Raw genomic sequence first — 15931 nt, forward strand, 5'->3', positions numbered from 1 at the left:
ACCATGGGCGCTGACTCACCCCGAGGGCCCCGGTCACTGCTCTCCGACATGACCGAGAAGCAGCGGAGGCGGGCGAGGAAAGCATGTACGGAATTGCGCGAGGCGACGGACCGGGCCGGTTGCCCGCTTCCCTCGCTGGGCGTTGACGCGGCGTCTGTCATCACCGGTGGCGTGCTGGTGCAGTTGGGCGGCGCTCTTCCGGATGTGATCACGCGACTGGCGGAGGTCATCCGGGCGGGCACGGCCGCCCTTGCTGCGGGGGAGCCCGAGGGCACGGTGTCGCGCCTGTGGCCCCCCGCCGTTGGTGAGCTGGTGGTGGACACCGGGGCGGACAGGGTCGGCGAGTTCCGCAGTGAGGATGACGCGGGCCGGTGGCTGCTCGCCCCGCCAGCCGGTGGTGACCCATGGGCCGCGAACCCCGACGCGGTGCGCATGGCTGGTCCTGGCGATCAGGTGAGAGCCGAGGCTGCCCGAGCAACTGCCCGAAGCCAAAAGAGAGTTGGTTGATTCGTGATGCTGGGAAGCCTACCCCGCGAGATCGGCCGGCGACGCATGTTCCGGTTCGTGCTCTGGAAGTTCGGCCCGGACCCCGACCGGGACAGCGTCCACCTGGTCTACTGCGAGGGCGAAGACGAAGACGGCACCAGATGCGGCGCGGACTCGGGGGAGTACACCGACCGTGAGGCGGCGGAGCTGTGGCCGTTCGAGCACGCGACGGAATACCCCGAGCACCGCAGCTACGGACACTTGGCCTACCGTCCGATGATCACGACCCCCACGGAGGAACCGTCGTGAGGCGCGAGACCGTCGTGACTGGCGCCTTGGTCGTCCTGGTCGGCGGCGCACCGGCCGCCCTCATGGCCGCTCTCGCCATGGCCGACCCGGTGAACACCCGCCGCTGGGTGTGGACGTGCACCGCCCTGGCTCTCGCCATGATCGGCGTGGCGTTCGGACCCGAGCAGGTCGAGGGATGGCAGCGCCGAAGACGCGCACGCGCCCGGGTCCGGGCCAGGTTCCACCGCTCCGAGTCGAAGCAGCAGGCACGGCTGTGATCGAAACCGGCATCCTGCCGAAGGTCACGCCGGGGCTCCCGTGGGCTCCGGGGCTGTGCTGGGGCTGCCTCACCGAGCGGGACGTCACGCCCCTCGGCGGGGCCGAACTGGACGGTACGGACCTGCCCCTGTCCGCGTGTCGGTGGTGCCTCGCTGCCCTACGCCAACGGCTCGCGGTTGTCCTGCGTTGGCACCAGCCCGGCACGCTCGCCGGCCAGCGAGCCCACCGAGTCGCCCAGTGGTCCCGAGCGCTGCGCCGCCGCAGGCACGCCGAAGGGCGGCACCGTGCCGTGTCCACCGTCTGAGATTTCTACTCCTAGGACCGCTGTGGGCCCTCGCATCTACTACGTCATCCCGGGCACGTTCACCGAGCCGGGCGCTCTGGACGGGCCCGACCCGGAGGTACCCACGAAAGAGGCGTGGGACGCGCTGATCAAGCGGTACGCCGACGGCGAGTCCGTCCACGCGCTGTCCCGTGAACTCGGTCGCTCGGACGCCTGGTTGCGCCGCCGCCTGGTACAGCGCGGGGTTCAGCTGCGGGACCGGCGCCAGGCCGGGGAGGCCCTCCGGCTGCGCGGCTCTGGCCGATCGCCGGGCTGACCAGCCCCTTGAACTCCCGCCGGTCCTGCGGCCGGTCGGGCAGCACAACCCCCGCCCCGGTGACGGGACATGGACGGCCCGGACGACCGGGGCGGGGCCCAACTATGACCGTATCCCGTGGGGGGGGGTAACTCGCCTGAAGCACAACGACATTGAGCCCGCCCCGCTGCTGTTTATCGGTGAGCCCGCCGGCCGGTGCCGCACCGCCCGGGACTTCCCCGCTGTCCGAAGTACGGAAAGGCGTCGTTCGAGGACGAGAGTGATGCGCGGATGTTCCTTGCCCGAGTCGGCAAGGACGGCCCGCAGGACCCGCTCACGCAGATGCTCCCGAACAGGCCGTTTGACTGTGATTACTGCCCCTTCTGGCACGTGGCATCGAAGCCGGTGACCGCGCGTGCCGCACTCCGCCGACGGCGGGGTGTCGGCCCCCGCTAGCCTGCAGACTCCCGTTCCGGCGGGCGGGGAAGGGTCAACACCCCCGCCGGAACGGGGCACCAGCTCCCACCCCGACCGCCCCAACCCTGGACAGGTCGAGCCGGCTGGGGTGGGATTACACAACTCGGCTACCCGGCCGAGCTGTTGAACTGTCAGCACCACCAGGAAACGGAGGCGCAGAACAGATGACGCAGACGCCCGCACCATGGGGCACCACCCGCATGGGCCCGTACGTCGAATCCGGCCCGATCCCCGCCCTTGCCACCGTGATCGACCCCGAAACGCAGATCGCCGTGATCGTGGACGAACACGGCCGCACGGTCGAACTGGGTGCGCACGGCACCAGCACCAACACCAGCACGCCCACCAACACCGGTGGTGGTGACGGGCAGGGAGGCGGGCAGAACGCACCCACCGACATGGACAGCATGCCCGCGAACGACCAGGACCAGGGCACGGGCTGATGGCAGGGGATCGACACAGGGCCGTTCTGGTCCTGACCAACTCGTACGACGTGACAGCTGACGTGGTGCTGCGCATCCTGGCTGATCGCCGAGTGCCGGTTGTCCGTGTCGATCCCGGCGCCGATCTGCACGCGGGTGCCTTGCTGACCGCCCACTACAGCACGGGTGAGCAGCGGGGCACCCTCTGCACGTCAAGCCGGGTCCTCGACCTCTGCAACGTCAGATCGGTATGGGTCCGCAGACCGTCGCCCCACGAGGCGCCACCCGGCATGGCGGAGCATGACGCCAAGTTCGCTGGCGCACAGGCATTTTGGGGCACCGGGGGCATCCTTGCGTCGCTTCCCGGAGCGCACTACGTCAATCACCCGTGGTGTATCCGCAATGCCGAGTACAAGCCCGTACAGCTCGCTGTGGCGAGCCGGAGCGAGTTCCTGATCCCGGACACCGTCATCACCGCCGATCCGGGTGAAGCGCGGAGGTTCTGCGCCGACCAGCCCGGCGGAGCGGTCTACAAGCCGATCTGGGACAGCCGGTATCGGGATGCCGAAGGAACCGCGCAACAGGTGTGGGTACGAGGGGTTGACCCGGCCGAGATCACCGATGCCGTGTCCGCCTGTCCCCACCTGTTTCAGGCGAAGGTGTCGAAGTTGTTCGACGTACGGGTGACCGTCGTCGGTACCCGGCTGTTCGGGGTCCGGATCGATAGCCCCGATCTCGACTGGCGTCACCGGCAAGCCCTGATGACGTGCACGCCGGTTGAGATCCCTGAATCGGTTGCGCGTTCGGTTGTCGCCTACCTCGGCGAACTCCGTTTGACGTACGGCGCGTTCGACTTCGCCGTGACCGCTGCTGGTGACTGGTATTTCCTTGAGTGCAACCCGAATGGGCAATGGGCGTGGCAGCCGGCGGAGACCACCGACGGTATCGCCCACGCCCTCGCCGACCAGCTAGAGAAGGGCCCCGACACGTGAGCACATCGGCCGAACTCCGCGCCGCCCTGGTGGACCAGCTCGCCGAGGACGGCACACTCACCGAACCCGAGTGGCGCAACGCTGCCCAGGTGATCCCCCGGGAGCTGTTCGCCGGGTCGTTCTTCGCACCCATCCCGGGCAGTAATCCGACCAGCTACCGCCCCGTACGCGAGGGCGAGCCCGGATGGTTGGAAGAGGTCTACGCAAACCAGACCCTGATCACCCAACTCGACGGGCAGACCCGGCCCGACGATGTGGCCGAGGGCACCGTGACCGGCTCCCCGTCCTCGTCGTCCACCCTGCCGTCGCTGGTGTTGCGGATGTGGCACCAGCTCGGCACCGAGGCAGGGCACCGGGTGTTGGAGATCGGCACGGGAACGGGCTACTCGACCGCCCTCGGCGCGCACCGCCTCGGGGACACCAATCTCACCAGCATCGAGTACGACCGGGTGGTGGGCGGGGCTGCCGCTGCGGCCATCAAGGCGGCCGGATATACGCCCCGTCTGATCATCGGTGACGGAATGCTCGGAGACCCGGACGGGGGCGAGTACGACCGGCTGATCGCCACCTGTTCGGTTCGCCACGTCCCGCAGCCCTGGCTCTACCAGGTCAAGCCTGGCGGGAAGATCCTCGTCACCCTCTCCGGCTGGTCCTTCGCCTTCGGGCTCGCACTGCTCATTGTGACCGAGCCCGGCAGTGCCACGGGCCGGTTCCTGCCGGGGTACACAAGTTTCATGATTGCCCGACCGCATGACCGGCCGCCTCGGCAGAGCCTCACCCTCATGCCCGGTGACGAGCGGCCGACCCTGATCGATCCCGAGATCATCAGCACGTGGACGGGCGGTTGGGTCGCCCAGCTTGCGGCACCCTCGGCCGAGCGGATGGGGGCCGGCGGGCAACAGATCCTCTCGGACGTGGCCACCGGTTCGCAGGCCCGGACCATGCCAAACCCGGAAGGCGGATGGACCGTGATTCAGCGCGGCCCGCTCCGGCTCTGGGACCAGGTCGAGAACGCGGTCCAGGCGTGGCAGCACGCGGGCTCACCACATCAGGAAGGCTTCGGGGTCACGATCACAGACTGGGCTCAGCGGGTCTGGATCGGCAACGAGGACGGTCCGGGCTGGGACCTGCCGATCTGACTCGCGGAAGTCTCGACTGGGGGCGCGGGCGTCTTCTCAACAAAGACGATCCGATACCTACCCGCGCCCCTCCTCGGCCTTGGTAGCTCTCGACCAGTGGTCCGCAAGTGTCTTGGCTTGAGCGAGAGTTGGTGTCGAGAAGTTTTGTTCCTTGCCCAGCTCGACAAGCGCATCTGTCAGCGCAGAGAGCTCTTGCAGAATTTCCGCAGGGACAGCACGCCCAATGCTTTGAGCCCACATGCGATCGAGCGTCTTTGAAGCCGTTGTGAACAAGTCGTCGTCCATGCTCGCCATGGTCCAGCCGCTGGACGATGGCGGCGACTGGGGGCGGCCGAGTGAGTGCCCCGCCTGCTGGTGACTCCGGCAGGACGGGGCTCTTCTGCGTCCCCGGCTCGGCTGGCAACTGTTCGGCTTATTCTAGGCATTACAGAGCTTGGAGGGCATGAAGACTTTGCTCTCCCGGGCGTTCGCCCGTGATGTGATCGTTCTGTTCTCCTCGGCGTCGATCGCCGCGCTGTCCCCGCTCCTGGCTACCACCGGAGTGCTCCAGATCTCCGGCGGCCAGTGGCTGGGTGCTGCGGACCACGTGCTCACTGCGGTGGTCCTCGGCGTCCTCGCGCTGGCCGGAACCCCTCTGTCGCGCGCGTACGGGGTCGGGACCGGCCCGCAGCCTGTTCTGGAGCCCCCGGTCCCTTCGGCCCCGCCGGTCACTGTCCCCGTGCCGGCTGCGGAGCCGGTCGCGCCGTGACCGGGGAGGGCCCGCGCATCGGGTCGTTGTGCAGCGGCTATGGCGGTCTCGACATGGCCGTGAAGCAGGTGCTCGGCGGCACCGTCGCATGGGTCGCCGACAACGACCCGGGCGCGTCGAAGATCCTCGCCCACCACTGGCCGCAGACGCCCAACCTGGGTGACATCACGGCCGTGGACTGGGCGGCCGTCGAACCGGTCGACGTACTGGTCGCCGGATACCCCTGTCAGCCATTCAGCAACGCCGGAAACCGAAAGGGAGATGATGATCCGCGCCACCTCTGGCCACACATCGCCAGGGCCATTCGCACACTACGACCCCAACTCGTCGTCCTGGAGAACGTACTCGGGCACGTCAGCCTCGGACTCGACACTGTTCTCGGGCAAATGGCCGTCCTCGGGCTTGATGCTCGCTGGGGCGTGCTCAGTGCTGGCCAGATTGGCGCCCCCCACCTGCGACGGAGGCTGTTCATCGCCGCGTGGCCTGCCGACGCCGAGATCCAGTCCGGGGGAGCAGCGGCAGACCCGGCGATCCCCATCCCAGAAGGCCGGGAAGCACGGGCTCTCCCTCGCGGCCGAAGTGGGCGAGCTGATGCTCAGTGCCGCGGTCGCCGGACACCGCGCCCGTCATGGCTAGGGGCCAGGCGTGAGCTGTCCACTGCTTCCGACGCCTGCCGCACGGGACTGGCGCGGCGGCGGACAGAAGGGCCAACTCCCCACTGTCGTCGTCAAGCTGCTGCCGACACCGCGTGCGAGCGACGGCGCGAAGGGCAGCCCCGGCCAGACGTACCGGACGGGGGAGGCGCTGGCGGCGGTAGCGGCCCGGCTCTTGACTGGGGGCCGTACCGGGAGGCCGTCGAGCGGTGGGAGCGGATCCTCGGACGCCCCGCCCCGTGGCCGGCGGACGAACAGCGAAGGCTGAGCCCGCAGTTCGTCGAATGGATGATGGCCTTGCCCGAAGGGCACGTTACGGCGGTCGGCCTGTCCCGGACAGCGGCGCTCAAGGCACTCGGCAACGGTGTGGTGCCGCCGCAGGCCGCCGAGGCGATCCGCCTGCTCCTGGCCGACCGGTGCCAGCACGGAGCAGCAGGCGGTGCCGAGTGAACGGCTCACGCCACTACACCTCCTACCTCGCCGTCGACCCGGGCCTGACAACCGGGTGGGCCATCTGGGGAGACCACCACAAGGCCCACGGGCAGGACGAGCCGATGCCGTTCCTGGACCTGGCCGAGGAGTGGGCGGCGCTCGCCCGTCCCGCCTCCGTCATGGTCGTGGAGTCCTACCGGATCACGGCGGAGACAGTCCGCAAGAGCCGGCAGCCCTGGTCGCTGGAGATCATCGGCGCACTCCGGTGGATCGCCCACCGGCACGGCGTCGACTTCCTGATGCAGACACCAGCGGACGCGAAGGCCTTCGGCCACGACGCCCGGCTGAAGCGGCTCGGCTTCTGGGTGCCAGGTCAGGACCATGCCCGGGACGCCTACCGGCATCTGGCGCTCGCCCTGGCCAAGCACCGACGATTGCCCGACGCCTCAGACAGTTCATGTACTGTCGGAGACACATAGGGGATCCGCTCCGGGCTCCCCCGCCGTGGCGGCGGGGGAGCCCTCGTCTGTCCAAGGGGGCCGCACATGCCGATCGCGGAGATCACCGGCCGACGCATCGACGTGGACGTGCCACTTCGCCATGAGCCCCGGATCCGCACCATCCCCGGCGTGCGCTGGCACGACGGATCGAAGCGCTGGCGGCTGCCGCTGTCCTGGGCCACCTGCAAGCAGCTCCGCACCGCGTTCGGCGACCTGCTCCAGGCCGGACCCCTGCTGACCGCCTGGGCCCGCGACGAGTACGAGGACCGCGTCGAGCCCGCGATGGACGCCCGCATCCTGGCCCTCGACCCTGCCGCCGACGCGTACGGCGAACCGCGCCTCTACCCGTACCAGCGCACCGGAGCCGCCTTCCTCGCCGCCGCCGAGTCCGCGATCCTCGCCGACGAGATGGGCACCGGCAAGACCGTGCAGACCCTCGCCGCCCTCTGGCGCAAGGGTGCACTCCCTGCGCTGATCGTCTGCCCCACGTCCATGACCCACACCTGGCGCCGGGCCGCCGCCGAGTGGCTGCCGGGCGCAACCACCGTCGTCATCGAAGGACCGCCCAAGCGCCGCTACCAGCAGTTCGAGGCGGCACAAGGCGCATCCCTGGTGATCGTCTCCTGGGATCTGCTCCGCCGGCACTCCCGCCTCGCCCCGTACGGCTCGATCAAGCTCACCGACGCCGAGAAGACCCCCGGCAGATTGAATGGCCTCCCGTTCAAAGCAGTCGTCGCCGACGAGGCCCACCGCGCCAAGGACCCCAAGGCCAAGCAGACCCGCGCCCTGTGGGCCGTCGGCGACAAGGCCGAACATCGGTACGCCCTCACCGGTACCCCGATCGCGGACAGCCCCGACGACCTGTGGGCGCTCCTGCGGTTCGTCGCCCCGAACGAGTGGCCGAGCCGCACCGCGTTCATCGACCGCTACTGCCTCACCTCGGCCTCCTACATCGGCGGACAGGAAGTCCTCGACGTGACCGGCCTGAAGCCGGAGACCGAGCAGGAGTTCCGCGAGATCCTCGAACCCCGGTTCCTGCGCCGGCCCAAGGCGCTGGTCCTGCCGCACCTGCCGCCGAAGGTCCACGTCCGGCGCGACATCGAGATGAACCCGTTCCAGGCCATCGCCTATCGCGCGATGGCCAAGGAGATGCTCGCAGCCGTCAATGGCGGTGACCTGACGGCTTTCTCGCCGCTGACGCAGTTCGCCCGGCTCGGCCAACTCGCCTCCGCCTACGCCGAGATTGACGACGAAGGACAGGTCCGCCTCACCGAGCCGTCGCCAAAACTCCACGAACTCGAAGCGATCCTCACCGAATTGGGCGAGGAGCCGTGTGTGGTATTCGCCTCCTCCCGGCAGCTCCTCGACCTGGCCGCCGCGCGCCTCGACAAAGCGGCCATCCCGTACGCCCAGATCGTCGGTGGCCTGACCGCTGAGCAGCGCACAGCGGCCGTGGACGAGTACAACCAGGGCCGCGCCCGCGTCATCCTCATCTCCCTCGGCGCCGGCGCCGAAGGCGTGTCCCTCACGCGCGGGCAGACCGAGGTGTTCCTCGACCGCAGCTGGAGCCAGATCCAGAACGCACAAGCCGAGGACCGCCTCCACGGCACCGGCCGGGGCGAAGCAGGATCCGCACGCCTCTTGATCATCGACCTGATCACCGCCGAAACCATCGAGGCGTACCGCGCCGATGTCCTCGCCACCAAGACCGCCCGGCTGGAGGAAGTCGTCCAGGACCGCACCGTCGTCCTCGCCGCACTCAACCACGGCACCACCCGCAGGAAGGCATTCGAATGAGCCCCCACCCCACCGCCTCCAACGTGACCGACGACCAGATCGACGCGATGCGGCACACCATCACGGCCCTGCGCGAGCGGGACGCCCTGACCGTCGGCACGCTCGACGCCCTGCTCACCCTGTTCACCGGCTGGAGCGACAGCACCGCGAAGCGAACCGCTGTACTGGAGCGCGAGATCCGCAGTCTCCGGGCCCAGCTCGCAACCCGCTGCAAGTGCGCCGTCCGGCAGCAGACGGACTCCTTCAACACCCACCGCGGCTGATGAGGAGCGTCACCGCCTCCGAACTCGGCGCCTGGCGGCGCTGCCGCCGCAAGTGGTGGCTCACCTACCACCGCCAACTCGGCCCGATCCGCCCCGATACCGTCAACGCGGCGGCGCTCGGCACCCTCGTCCACCTCGGTCTCGAAGCCCACTACACCGCAGCCGACTCCCGCGACCCCGCCGCAGTCGTCCGGGCCCGCGCCGAGCAGGACACCGCCGAATTGGAGCAGACCGGCCAGCACACCAAGGCGGCCAAAGCCGCGAAGCAAGCCGACCTGGCCGTCACCATCGTGACCGGCTACCTCCAGTGGCTGGCCGAGACCGGCGCGGACGACGACCTGGAGGTGATCGCCGCCGAACAGGCCATCACCGCACCCGTCCCCGCACTGCCCGGCGTGCAACTGCTCGGCAAGCTCGACCTCCGCGTGAGACGGCACTCGGACGGGGCCCGGCTCTTCTTCGACCACAAGACCGTGCAGAGCATCGACCAGCATGAGCAGACCGCCCACATGAGCCCCCAGTTCAAGCACTACGCCCTGCTCGAACAGCTCGACCTCCAAGCCCGCCAAGGCCAAGGACAGGTAGCTGACGGGGAACGGACAGGCGGCGCGATCGTCAACATGCTCCGCAAGGTCGGCCGCTCCGCCACCTCCAGACCACCGTTCTACGGCCGGTGGGAAGTCAGCTTCAACCGCATCGCGCTCCGCCACTACGCCGAGCAGGCGTTCGCCCTCATCCGCGAGACAGAACGCGCCGGCCTGCTGCTCGACCTGCCCGACGCGAACCCTCACGCGATCGTCCCGCCGACCGTCACCCGCGACTGTGCATGGGACTGCCCGTTCAAACCGGTCTGCCCGATGTTCGATGACGGCTCGGACGCCGAGGGAGTTCTAGGGATCGCCTACACCTGGACGGATCCACTGGCGCGCTACGCAGAAGGCGGGCGCCCAGACTCCGAGGAGTTCGCCGCATGACCGCAGTCCCCTGGACCGGGGAGGAGAGCCTGATCGCTCTTGTCCACGGCGAATCCGGCGCCGGCAAGACGCCGGTCGCCCACACCGCCCCCAAGCCGCTGCTCGTCCTCGACGCCGAGAACGGCAGCCGGTTCGTCCACTCCAGCAAGGTCCGCTGGGATCCGCTCACCCAGGCGCCGCCCGAACCGGGGGACTGGGAGACGTGCATCGTCGCCACCCGCGACTACGCCACACTCGACGCCGCATACCGCTGGCTCGCCTCCGGGAAGCACCCCTTCCGCTCCGTGGCACTCGACTCGCTGACGGAGATTCAGAAGCGCTGCAAGGACAGCATCGCCGGACCCGACGAGCAGTTCACCGAAGCCAAGTGGGGAAGCCTGCTCGCACGGATGGAACGCCTCATGCGTGACTTCCGCGACCTCACGATGCACCCCACCAACCCCCTCCAGGCGGTCGTGTTCGTCGCGCTGACCGGAGAGAAGCAGGGCAAGTACCGGCCACTGGTCCAAGGCGGCCTCTCCCTGTCCCTGGCCGGCTTCGTGGACGTGATCGGCTTCCTCTACGTGGGAACCGACGACACCGGCCAGCCCGCCCGCATGATGCTGGTACAACCGACCGAACAGCACGTCGCCAAGGACCGCACCGGAGCCATCACCGCCGCCCACGGAGCTGCCGTCCCCGGTCCGATCGACCTCGCGGGCCTCATCGCCACCATCTACGCCCCGGAGGCCGCACGTGTCTGAGCACTCTTTCTCCGACCTGCTCAACGCCGCAGGGGCCGCCGCCGGCACCACCGATGAACTGCTCCCGGGCGGTGAGTACGACGCGGAGGTGATCGCCGCGAACTACAAGATCACCGACAAGGGCAAGCTCCAGATCGGCATCAAGTACAAGGTGACCAGCGGCCCGCACGCGGGAGTGGGCACCTGGGCGAACCAGACACTCAGCCCCGAGTCCCCGACCGCCCTGGACATCTTCTTCCGCGCCTTCGAAGCCCTCGGCCTGGAGCGCTCCGGCTGGGCACAGTTCGGCGCCAACCTCGCAGGAGCGGGCGAAGCCGTAGCCGAGAAGATCAAGGGAGCGAACTGCCGGATCAAGGTCGCGGTCGAGACCTGGCAGAACGAGCAGCGCAACAGGGTGGAGCGGGTCACCAAGGCGGCCCCGACGGCTCCGGCAGCCGTACCAAGCGGACTGCCTGCCCCGCGCATCGCGGCCTTCCCCCCGCCGCCCGGACCGCCGTTCTAGACCGAGGCAACAGGAGCTCCTCGTACCGCCGTACCCCTTGCGGATGCGGCGACGAACCCGGGGCCCCGCACGGCGACTCGCACAAGCAAGCACCCCTCCAAATAGGTATGCCTGTGCGGGTCGCAATGACGGAGCCCCATTGCGACCCGCACAAGTCAGACGGCAAGTTGGGAATAAGTCCACTTGTGCCCGACACTTGCGACCGGATACATTTCCCGCAACGCTTGACAGTCAAAGATGGATGCGTGCCACCTCTGATGTGATGCGCGTAGATCCGCCCAAGTCCGCCGCTGCTCCTACTGGGTTCGCCACGCCCGCAGCGGCAGACCTAGCTACGGAGCCCCTATGTCGACACTCCCCCAACTGGACCTCGACCAACTGTTCAGGCCGGGAACTGCGGGCAGGGAAATCGCTGAACGGCTCACTGGAACAGTGGATTTCATGACCCGGTCCCAGCTCGTAGGCGAGAAGGGAACGGCCCTCAGTGTCGTCAACCACGTCGTTGACACCCTCACTGAGGCCGGCTTCCGCATCGAGCGCGGCAAGGTCGGCCGCGAAGCCGCGTTCCGCCCCGATCACAACCCTCCGCCTGCCCTGATCCCGGATGGCGACCCGTCGGGTGTAGTCATCCGTACGTACGACGAGACTGCCGGCATGTGGCCGGTGGCCGGAACTGTCGGCCGCGAGCACCCTGACGGCGGGATCATGGTCAAGGATCTGGAGATCCCCGGCCGCTTCCCGGGCGTCTGGGCCGGCCGGATGGTCGGCCAGCCCAGCAGTCTGCGATCAGTTGTCGGTGCTCTCGCCTTCGGCGAGGCGAAGCTCAAGGCGGTGCACCTGCTCAGCAGCGGTACGTGGGCCTTCGAGATCTCCACCAACATGGGCCAGGGCATGATCGTCGGCATCTCGCCGGCTCCTGCTGTCTGACCCTCCCCGTAGGCTGCAAGGCGCACATGGCATCCGCTGTGTGCGCCTTTTGCATGCCATCAGACCAAACTGTCGTCCACTACAGAAATGCCCTCTGACCTGCGAAAAAGCCTAGACGGAGCCTTCTCCTCCACATACGATCAACGCAAGTGTCGTAGACACCTACGGGCCCCATGGTCCGCCAGAACAGACATGCCTGACCCCAGTCGGCAGGGTCAGTACCGGGGAGTACACGATGCACATGGCCCAACCCGCCCGACATCACCCTCGCGCCGAGCAGGGCATATCGCGGCAGGTCGCCAATGTCGAGCAGTACGTCGGCGTGCGCCGACTCATCCGCCGGGGAGGGCAAGAGCCGGATAGCAGCGTCAGCACACTCGCCTACCTGGCCGGCTTCCAGGCATGCGCCACCATCGCGATGCAGTTCCTTGCCTCCTATTCCCCGGCCCTCCCTGTGGCAGAGACCATCCAACAGGTGCTCGACACCCATCTGTCCACCCTCGCGGACATCGCACACGACGCCGTGACCGCCGAAGCACTCGACGCCGCTGCATGACCCAGGAATGGAAACAGCGCGGCGCCTGTGCCCGCCTCGACGCTGACGATGCCGACCGCTGCTTCTTCCCCGCCGGGACCGCTGCCGCAACGGACGAAGTCGAGGCCAAGGCCATCTGCGGAACCTGCATCGTCCGGACACGTTGCCTTGCCCACGCCATCGCCAACCGCGAACAGGGGATCTGGGGAGGCGCCACCGACCGCGAACGCGAGTACCTCCGCCGCAAGGCCCAACGCATCGCCCGAGGCGCCCAAGCTGCCTGAACAGCCCCGAAGCCCCAGCCGTCCCCGTCGGCTGGGGCTTCACGATTGCCCGAACACCCCTGAAACGGCCATAGGCTTGCCCTATGAGCGTGACCGATGCGATCGACGCACTCGCCGCCTTCATCCCCGCCAGCACCACCCTGCCGCCACACCAAACCCAGCTCTACGCCAGGCCCTTGGTCGTCACTCCCGCCATGTGCCCACTGCTCGCGCTCTTCCCCAAAGAGCGTGACCCACAGCTGGAGACCACCAGCTCCACCTACTCCAACGAGGACGTAATCACCCTCGCGTGGTTCGAAGCCGTACCCAGCTCCCTGGACACGGGAATCCTCGATCCGGCGGTCACCAAGAGCGCTGTCCACCGCGCCGAGGCCATCACCGCTGCTCTCGAAACCTGTGCAGCCGGCCTCCCCGGCTTCGCCCAGCAGGCAGACACCACCATCACCAAGGTGCGGTACGGCAGTATCGAAGGAGGTGTCTGGTGCTCAGAGATCACGATGAGGATTACGACCTGGAGCTGACCGCCGACGAAGTCCGCACCCTCGCACAGCTCCTCGCCTGCGAACGCGACACCCTCTGCCCAGCCTGCGGAAACCGCTTCGTAGACCCCCGCTCGGCCAACGGCTGGTGCGTCCGCTGCGACGCCCGCCGAGAACGTCAACTCGCCGCGAAGCTGAAGTGGTGGCACAACAACCGGGGGCGGGACGCCGATGCCTGAAGCCGGCCGCCGACCCGCCTATCGCACATCAGCATGGAAACGCGGCCCCCAGCGGACCCGCGTCTACCAGCGCGACAACTACCGATGCCGCCAATGCGGAGCGCTCGGCAGACAGATGGGCGGACCAGTCACCCTCTCACTTCAGCACCTCATCCCGGAGCGAATCCTCGCCCAACTCGGCCGAGGACCAGCAGACTCCGAGCTGGTGACCCTCTGCCTCCGCTGCCACGGACGCCAAGATGGAGGCCGCCGCTACACCTGGGGCGGCCAAAATGTCTCGCGAACTGTCTGAGTGTCTTGATAGGCTCCGGTCTGAGGTTGCGCCATGAGGAGACGTCAACCTCGCTACGACGGGAAGGCGTAACCGTGGCACCTGCTGGCGACCAGTCCAGGGAGACCTGTTGGGATCGGTTCTGGACCGTGATCGCCGAAGCAGCCATCGAGAGGGCGCGGCGCGAGGCCGCGCCCTTCGAGCACGATGAAGCTGTCAGGGGGGCAGCCTGACGACTGTCACGCTGCCTCCCCCACCTCCCAGAGCGGCACGACCCTGATCCGGCGCTCGCTTCGGCTGGAGATCGGCGGCGCGTAGATGTGAGAGATCACCATCGAGAGAGCCTGACGCTTGCGGCTGTAGGACATGTGCTTCCACTCCTCGGCCAGGGTCGTGAAGTGACCGGCCGGCGGGCGCTGGTACTCGATGCGCGGGGGAGTGGCTGCGGAGGCCTCAAGCTCGGCGAGCTCGGCATCCAGCTTCTCCTTCTCCTCCAAGTAGTTCTCCTCGGGGATGATCTGCTTGATGTAGCCCTGGACAAGCCGTGACCTCTCGCCCCGAAGCTCACTGAGACGGCGGGTGATCCTCTCGTCGTCCCGATCCTGGCGGGCCTTCACCCCGGCGATCTGCTTGATCTTGAAGGGCACGGACTCCTCGCCCTGGGCCTGCTCCAGGAGCCATTCGAGGACTTCGTTCTCGATCCGGAACAGGGACATGCTGCCGGAACCCACACAGTCCTTCAGGATGACGCTGCCCCGCTGGCAGAGGAACTTGACGTTGTGGGGGTCACGATCTCCGTTGGGGAGCCGGGGGTACTTCTCGTCGCCGGCCTTGCCGAGGCTGTACGCGGCCATGTTCCGCTCGCACCTGTGGCAACGCATCAGGCCGGACACCGAATACTTGGGGTCGAAGTGGCCCTTGGGCGTGGTGGGTGCGTCGCCACGCTTGGCCAAGTACATCAACCACAGGAGATCGCGCTCGGCCTCGTCCTCGATCACGGGATCGTGGGCGCCCCGCTGCCAGATGTCGAACGCCTCCGGCCGCGAGCTGCGGCTCCCCGCGTCCTTGGCCATCTTCTCCTTGGATCGCCAGCGGACCCAGCCGAGGCCGAACCCGCTGTCCAGCACCTTGTAGACGGCCTGGGTGTCCATGACCCCGCCCCGAGTCGAACGTATACCCCGGGAGCGCAGGTCCCTGACGACCGAGTGGATCGGCTCGTTGAGGAAGGCGACGCGGCGGTAGACGTCAGCCAGGATCGGACCGGTGAGCTGATCGATCTTGAGGATCCCATCGCGGCAGGCCGCGCACTTGTTCCGTGGCGTACCCGACTCGACGGGTGGGCAGGTCTCGCAGAGCTTGTATCCGAAGGCTTTGAACCCGCTGTGAGGCAGCCCGGCCCGCCGTCGGAAGTCTCCGGCGTTCTGCCAGCCCTCCCCGATCTGGTCCGACTGGAACTGGGCCCAGCCCAGCATCTGGGTGATCTGCAGCCGGCCTACGCTTGTTCGTCCGTCGAAATCCTCGGTGGCGGCCATGATCTGCCCGCCCGCGTCGAGGATGAGTTGGATGTTCTGGAGCGACTCCAGGACGTTACGGCCGAAGCGTGACCACTTCCAGAGCATGACGACATCGACCTTGCCGTCCTGCACCATCCTGACGATCTTGCCGATCTGGCGCTTGGCGAAGTCACGGCCGGAGAGCCCGAGATCCTGGATGGGCTCGGCGACCTGGACGATGCCGGCGCGCTTGGCGAGCCCGTCGATGGACTCGACCTGGACCTCGGGGGAGATCATGTAGCGGCGCTTCTTGGATACTCGGACGTAGCCGATGCCCCGACGTACCTGTAGGTCTTCGCACGTCTCAGCTGTGGTGGTGAGCAAGGCTGGTCCTTCCCTGTGCAAGTCTCGAACAAGTGTATGTTTCTGG

The 15931-nt window shown here is 68.0% G+C and carries 22 protein-coding genes and 1 pseudogene; 21 read left to right on the forward strand and 2 right to left on the reverse strand.

Features of this window, described 5'->3' with window-relative positions; translation table 11 throughout:
• Positions 1-48: 48 nt before the first annotated feature.
• From ABD330_RS12890 to tgmC, 7 genes are all read left to right on the forward strand, one after another.
• Positions 49-507, forward strand: a complete 459-nt coding sequence (locus ABD330_RS12890) for a hypothetical protein (protein ID WP_344464237.1) — start codon at positions 49-51, stop codon at positions 505-507.
• Between the two features lie 6 nt (positions 508-513).
• Complete coding sequence (locus ABD330_RS12895) at positions 514-795, forward strand: DUF7848 domain-containing protein (protein WP_344464239.1); 282 nt, start codon at positions 514-516, stop codon at positions 793-795.
• A 14-nt stretch (positions 796-809) separates the two neighbouring features.
• Positions 810-1052 (forward strand): hypothetical protein, encoded by a 243-nt coding sequence (locus ABD330_RS12900; RefSeq protein ID WP_344464241.1) that lies wholly within the window; start codon positions 810-812, stop codon positions 1050-1052.
• 327 nt (positions 1053-1379) lie between these two features.
• Positions 1380-1652 carry a helix-turn-helix domain-containing protein gene (locus ABD330_RS12905; RefSeq protein ID WP_344464243.1) on the forward strand — a complete coding sequence of 91 codons (273 nt, stop codon included), beginning with the start codon at positions 1380-1382 and terminating at the stop codon, positions 1650-1652.
• 620 nt (positions 1653-2272) lie between these two features.
• Complete coding sequence (gene tgmA / locus ABD330_RS12910) at positions 2273-2551, forward strand: putative ATP-grasp-modified RiPP (protein WP_344464245.1); 279 nt, start codon at positions 2273-2275, stop codon at positions 2549-2551.
• The gene (tgmB, locus tag ABD330_RS12915; protein ID WP_344464247.1) at positions 2551-3522 is read left to right on the forward strand and encodes an ATP-grasp ribosomal peptide maturase; all 972 of its coding nucleotides are present in this window, start codon (positions 2551-2553) and stop codon (positions 3520-3522) included. The genes tgmA and tgmB overlap by 1 nt, the downstream gene beginning before the upstream one ends.
• On the forward strand, positions 3519-4661 hold the full coding sequence (gene tgmC, locus ABD330_RS12920; protein WP_344464249.1) for an ATP-grasp peptide maturase system methyltransferase: 1143 nt from the start codon (positions 3519-3521) through the stop codon (positions 4659-4661). The genes tgmB and tgmC overlap by 4 nt, the downstream gene beginning before the upstream one ends.
• A 57-nt stretch (positions 4662-4718) precedes the next feature.
• Here tgmC and ABD330_RS12925 read toward each other — a convergent pair whose 3' ends face one another.
• A complete protein-coding gene (locus ABD330_RS12925; RefSeq protein ID WP_344464251.1) occupies positions 4719-4946 on the reverse strand; it encodes a hypothetical protein in 228 nt (75 codons plus the stop codon).
• A 148-nt stretch (positions 4947-5094) separates the two neighbouring features.
• On the opposite strand from ABD330_RS12925, the gene ABD330_RS12930 reads away from it, so the two are divergent.
• From ABD330_RS12930 to ABD330_RS12995, 14 genes and pseudogenes are all read left to right on the forward strand, one after another.
• Positions 5095-5409, forward strand: a complete 315-nt coding sequence (locus tag ABD330_RS12930; RefSeq protein ID WP_344464253.1) for a hypothetical protein — start codon at positions 5095-5097, stop codon at positions 5407-5409.
• Positions 5406-5900: pseudogene (locus tag ABD330_RS12935) on the forward strand (DNA cytosine methyltransferase); the annotation flags it as partial. The gene ABD330_RS12930 and the pseudogene ABD330_RS12935, both read left to right, overlap by 4 nt.
• Positions 5901-6359: 459 nt before the next feature.
• Positions 6360-6512: a hypothetical protein gene (locus tag ABD330_RS12940; RefSeq protein WP_344464512.1), complete on the forward strand. Its 153-nt coding sequence runs from the start codon at positions 6360-6362 to the stop codon at positions 6510-6512.
• The gene (locus ABD330_RS12945) at positions 6509-6973 is read left to right on the forward strand and encodes a hypothetical protein (RefSeq protein WP_344464255.1); all 465 of its coding nucleotides are present in this window, start codon (positions 6509-6511) and stop codon (positions 6971-6973) included. The genes ABD330_RS12940 and ABD330_RS12945 overlap by 4 nt, the downstream gene beginning before the upstream one ends.
• Positions 6974-7039: 66 nt before the next feature.
• Positions 7040-8791 (forward strand): DEAD/DEAH box helicase, encoded by a 1752-nt coding sequence (locus ABD330_RS12950; protein ID WP_344464257.1) that lies wholly within the window; start codon positions 7040-7042, stop codon positions 8789-8791.
• Positions 8788-9054, forward strand: a complete 267-nt coding sequence (locus ABD330_RS12955) for a hypothetical protein (RefSeq protein WP_344464259.1) — start codon at positions 8788-8790, stop codon at positions 9052-9054. The genes ABD330_RS12950 and ABD330_RS12955 overlap by 4 nt, the downstream gene beginning before the upstream one ends.
• Positions 9054-10028 carry a RecB family exonuclease gene (locus tag ABD330_RS12960; protein ID WP_344464261.1) on the forward strand — a complete coding sequence of 325 codons (975 nt, stop codon included), beginning with the start codon at positions 9054-9056 and terminating at the stop codon, positions 10026-10028. Before ABD330_RS12955 ends, ABD330_RS12960 begins: the two co-directional genes overlap by 1 nt.
• Positions 10025-10771 carry an AAA family ATPase gene (locus ABD330_RS12965; protein ID WP_344464263.1) on the forward strand — a complete coding sequence of 249 codons (747 nt, stop codon included), beginning with the start codon at positions 10025-10027 and terminating at the stop codon, positions 10769-10771. Before ABD330_RS12960 ends, ABD330_RS12965 begins: the two co-directional genes overlap by 4 nt.
• Complete coding sequence (locus tag ABD330_RS12970; protein WP_344464265.1) at positions 10764-11273, forward strand: DUF669 domain-containing protein; 510 nt, start codon at positions 10764-10766, stop codon at positions 11271-11273. The genes ABD330_RS12965 and ABD330_RS12970 overlap by 8 nt, the downstream gene beginning before the upstream one ends.
• Before the next feature lie 345 nt (positions 11274-11618).
• Positions 11619-12200, forward strand: coding sequence for a hypothetical protein (locus ABD330_RS12975; RefSeq protein ID WP_344464267.1), 582 nt, complete (start codon positions 11619-11621; stop codon positions 12198-12200).
• Positions 12201-12435: 235 nt separating this feature from the next.
• Entirely contained in the window at positions 12436-12756 is a 321-nt protein-coding gene (locus ABD330_RS12980; RefSeq protein ID WP_344464269.1) for a hypothetical protein, read from the forward strand.
• Positions 12753-13019, forward strand: coding sequence for a WhiB family transcriptional regulator (locus ABD330_RS12985; RefSeq protein ID WP_344464271.1), 267 nt, complete (start codon positions 12753-12755; stop codon positions 13017-13019). The genes ABD330_RS12980 and ABD330_RS12985 overlap by 4 nt, the downstream gene beginning before the upstream one ends.
• Positions 13020-13102: 83 nt before the next feature.
• Positions 13103-13540: a hypothetical protein gene (locus ABD330_RS12990; protein WP_344464273.1), complete on the forward strand. Its 438-nt coding sequence runs from the start codon at positions 13103-13105 to the stop codon at positions 13538-13540.
• Entirely contained in the window at positions 13501-13737 is a 237-nt protein-coding gene (locus ABD330_RS12995; protein WP_344464275.1) for a hypothetical protein, read from the forward strand. Before ABD330_RS12990 ends, ABD330_RS12995 begins: the two co-directional genes overlap by 40 nt.
• Before the next feature lie 510 nt (positions 13738-14247).
• On the opposite strand, the gene ABD330_RS13000 is transcribed toward ABD330_RS12995, so the two are convergent.
• The gene (locus ABD330_RS13000) at positions 14248-15906 is read right to left on the reverse strand and encodes a recombinase family protein (protein ID WP_344464276.1); all 1659 of its coding nucleotides are present in this window, start codon (positions 15904-15906) and stop codon (positions 14248-14250) included.
• Between the last annotated feature and the right edge of the window lie 25 nt (positions 15907-15931).

The sequence above is a fragment of the Kitasatospora kazusensis genome, from assembly GCF_039529945.1.
Classification (GTDB): domain Bacteria; phylum Actinomycetota; class Actinomycetes; order Streptomycetales; family Streptomycetaceae; genus Kitasatospora; species Kitasatospora kazusensis.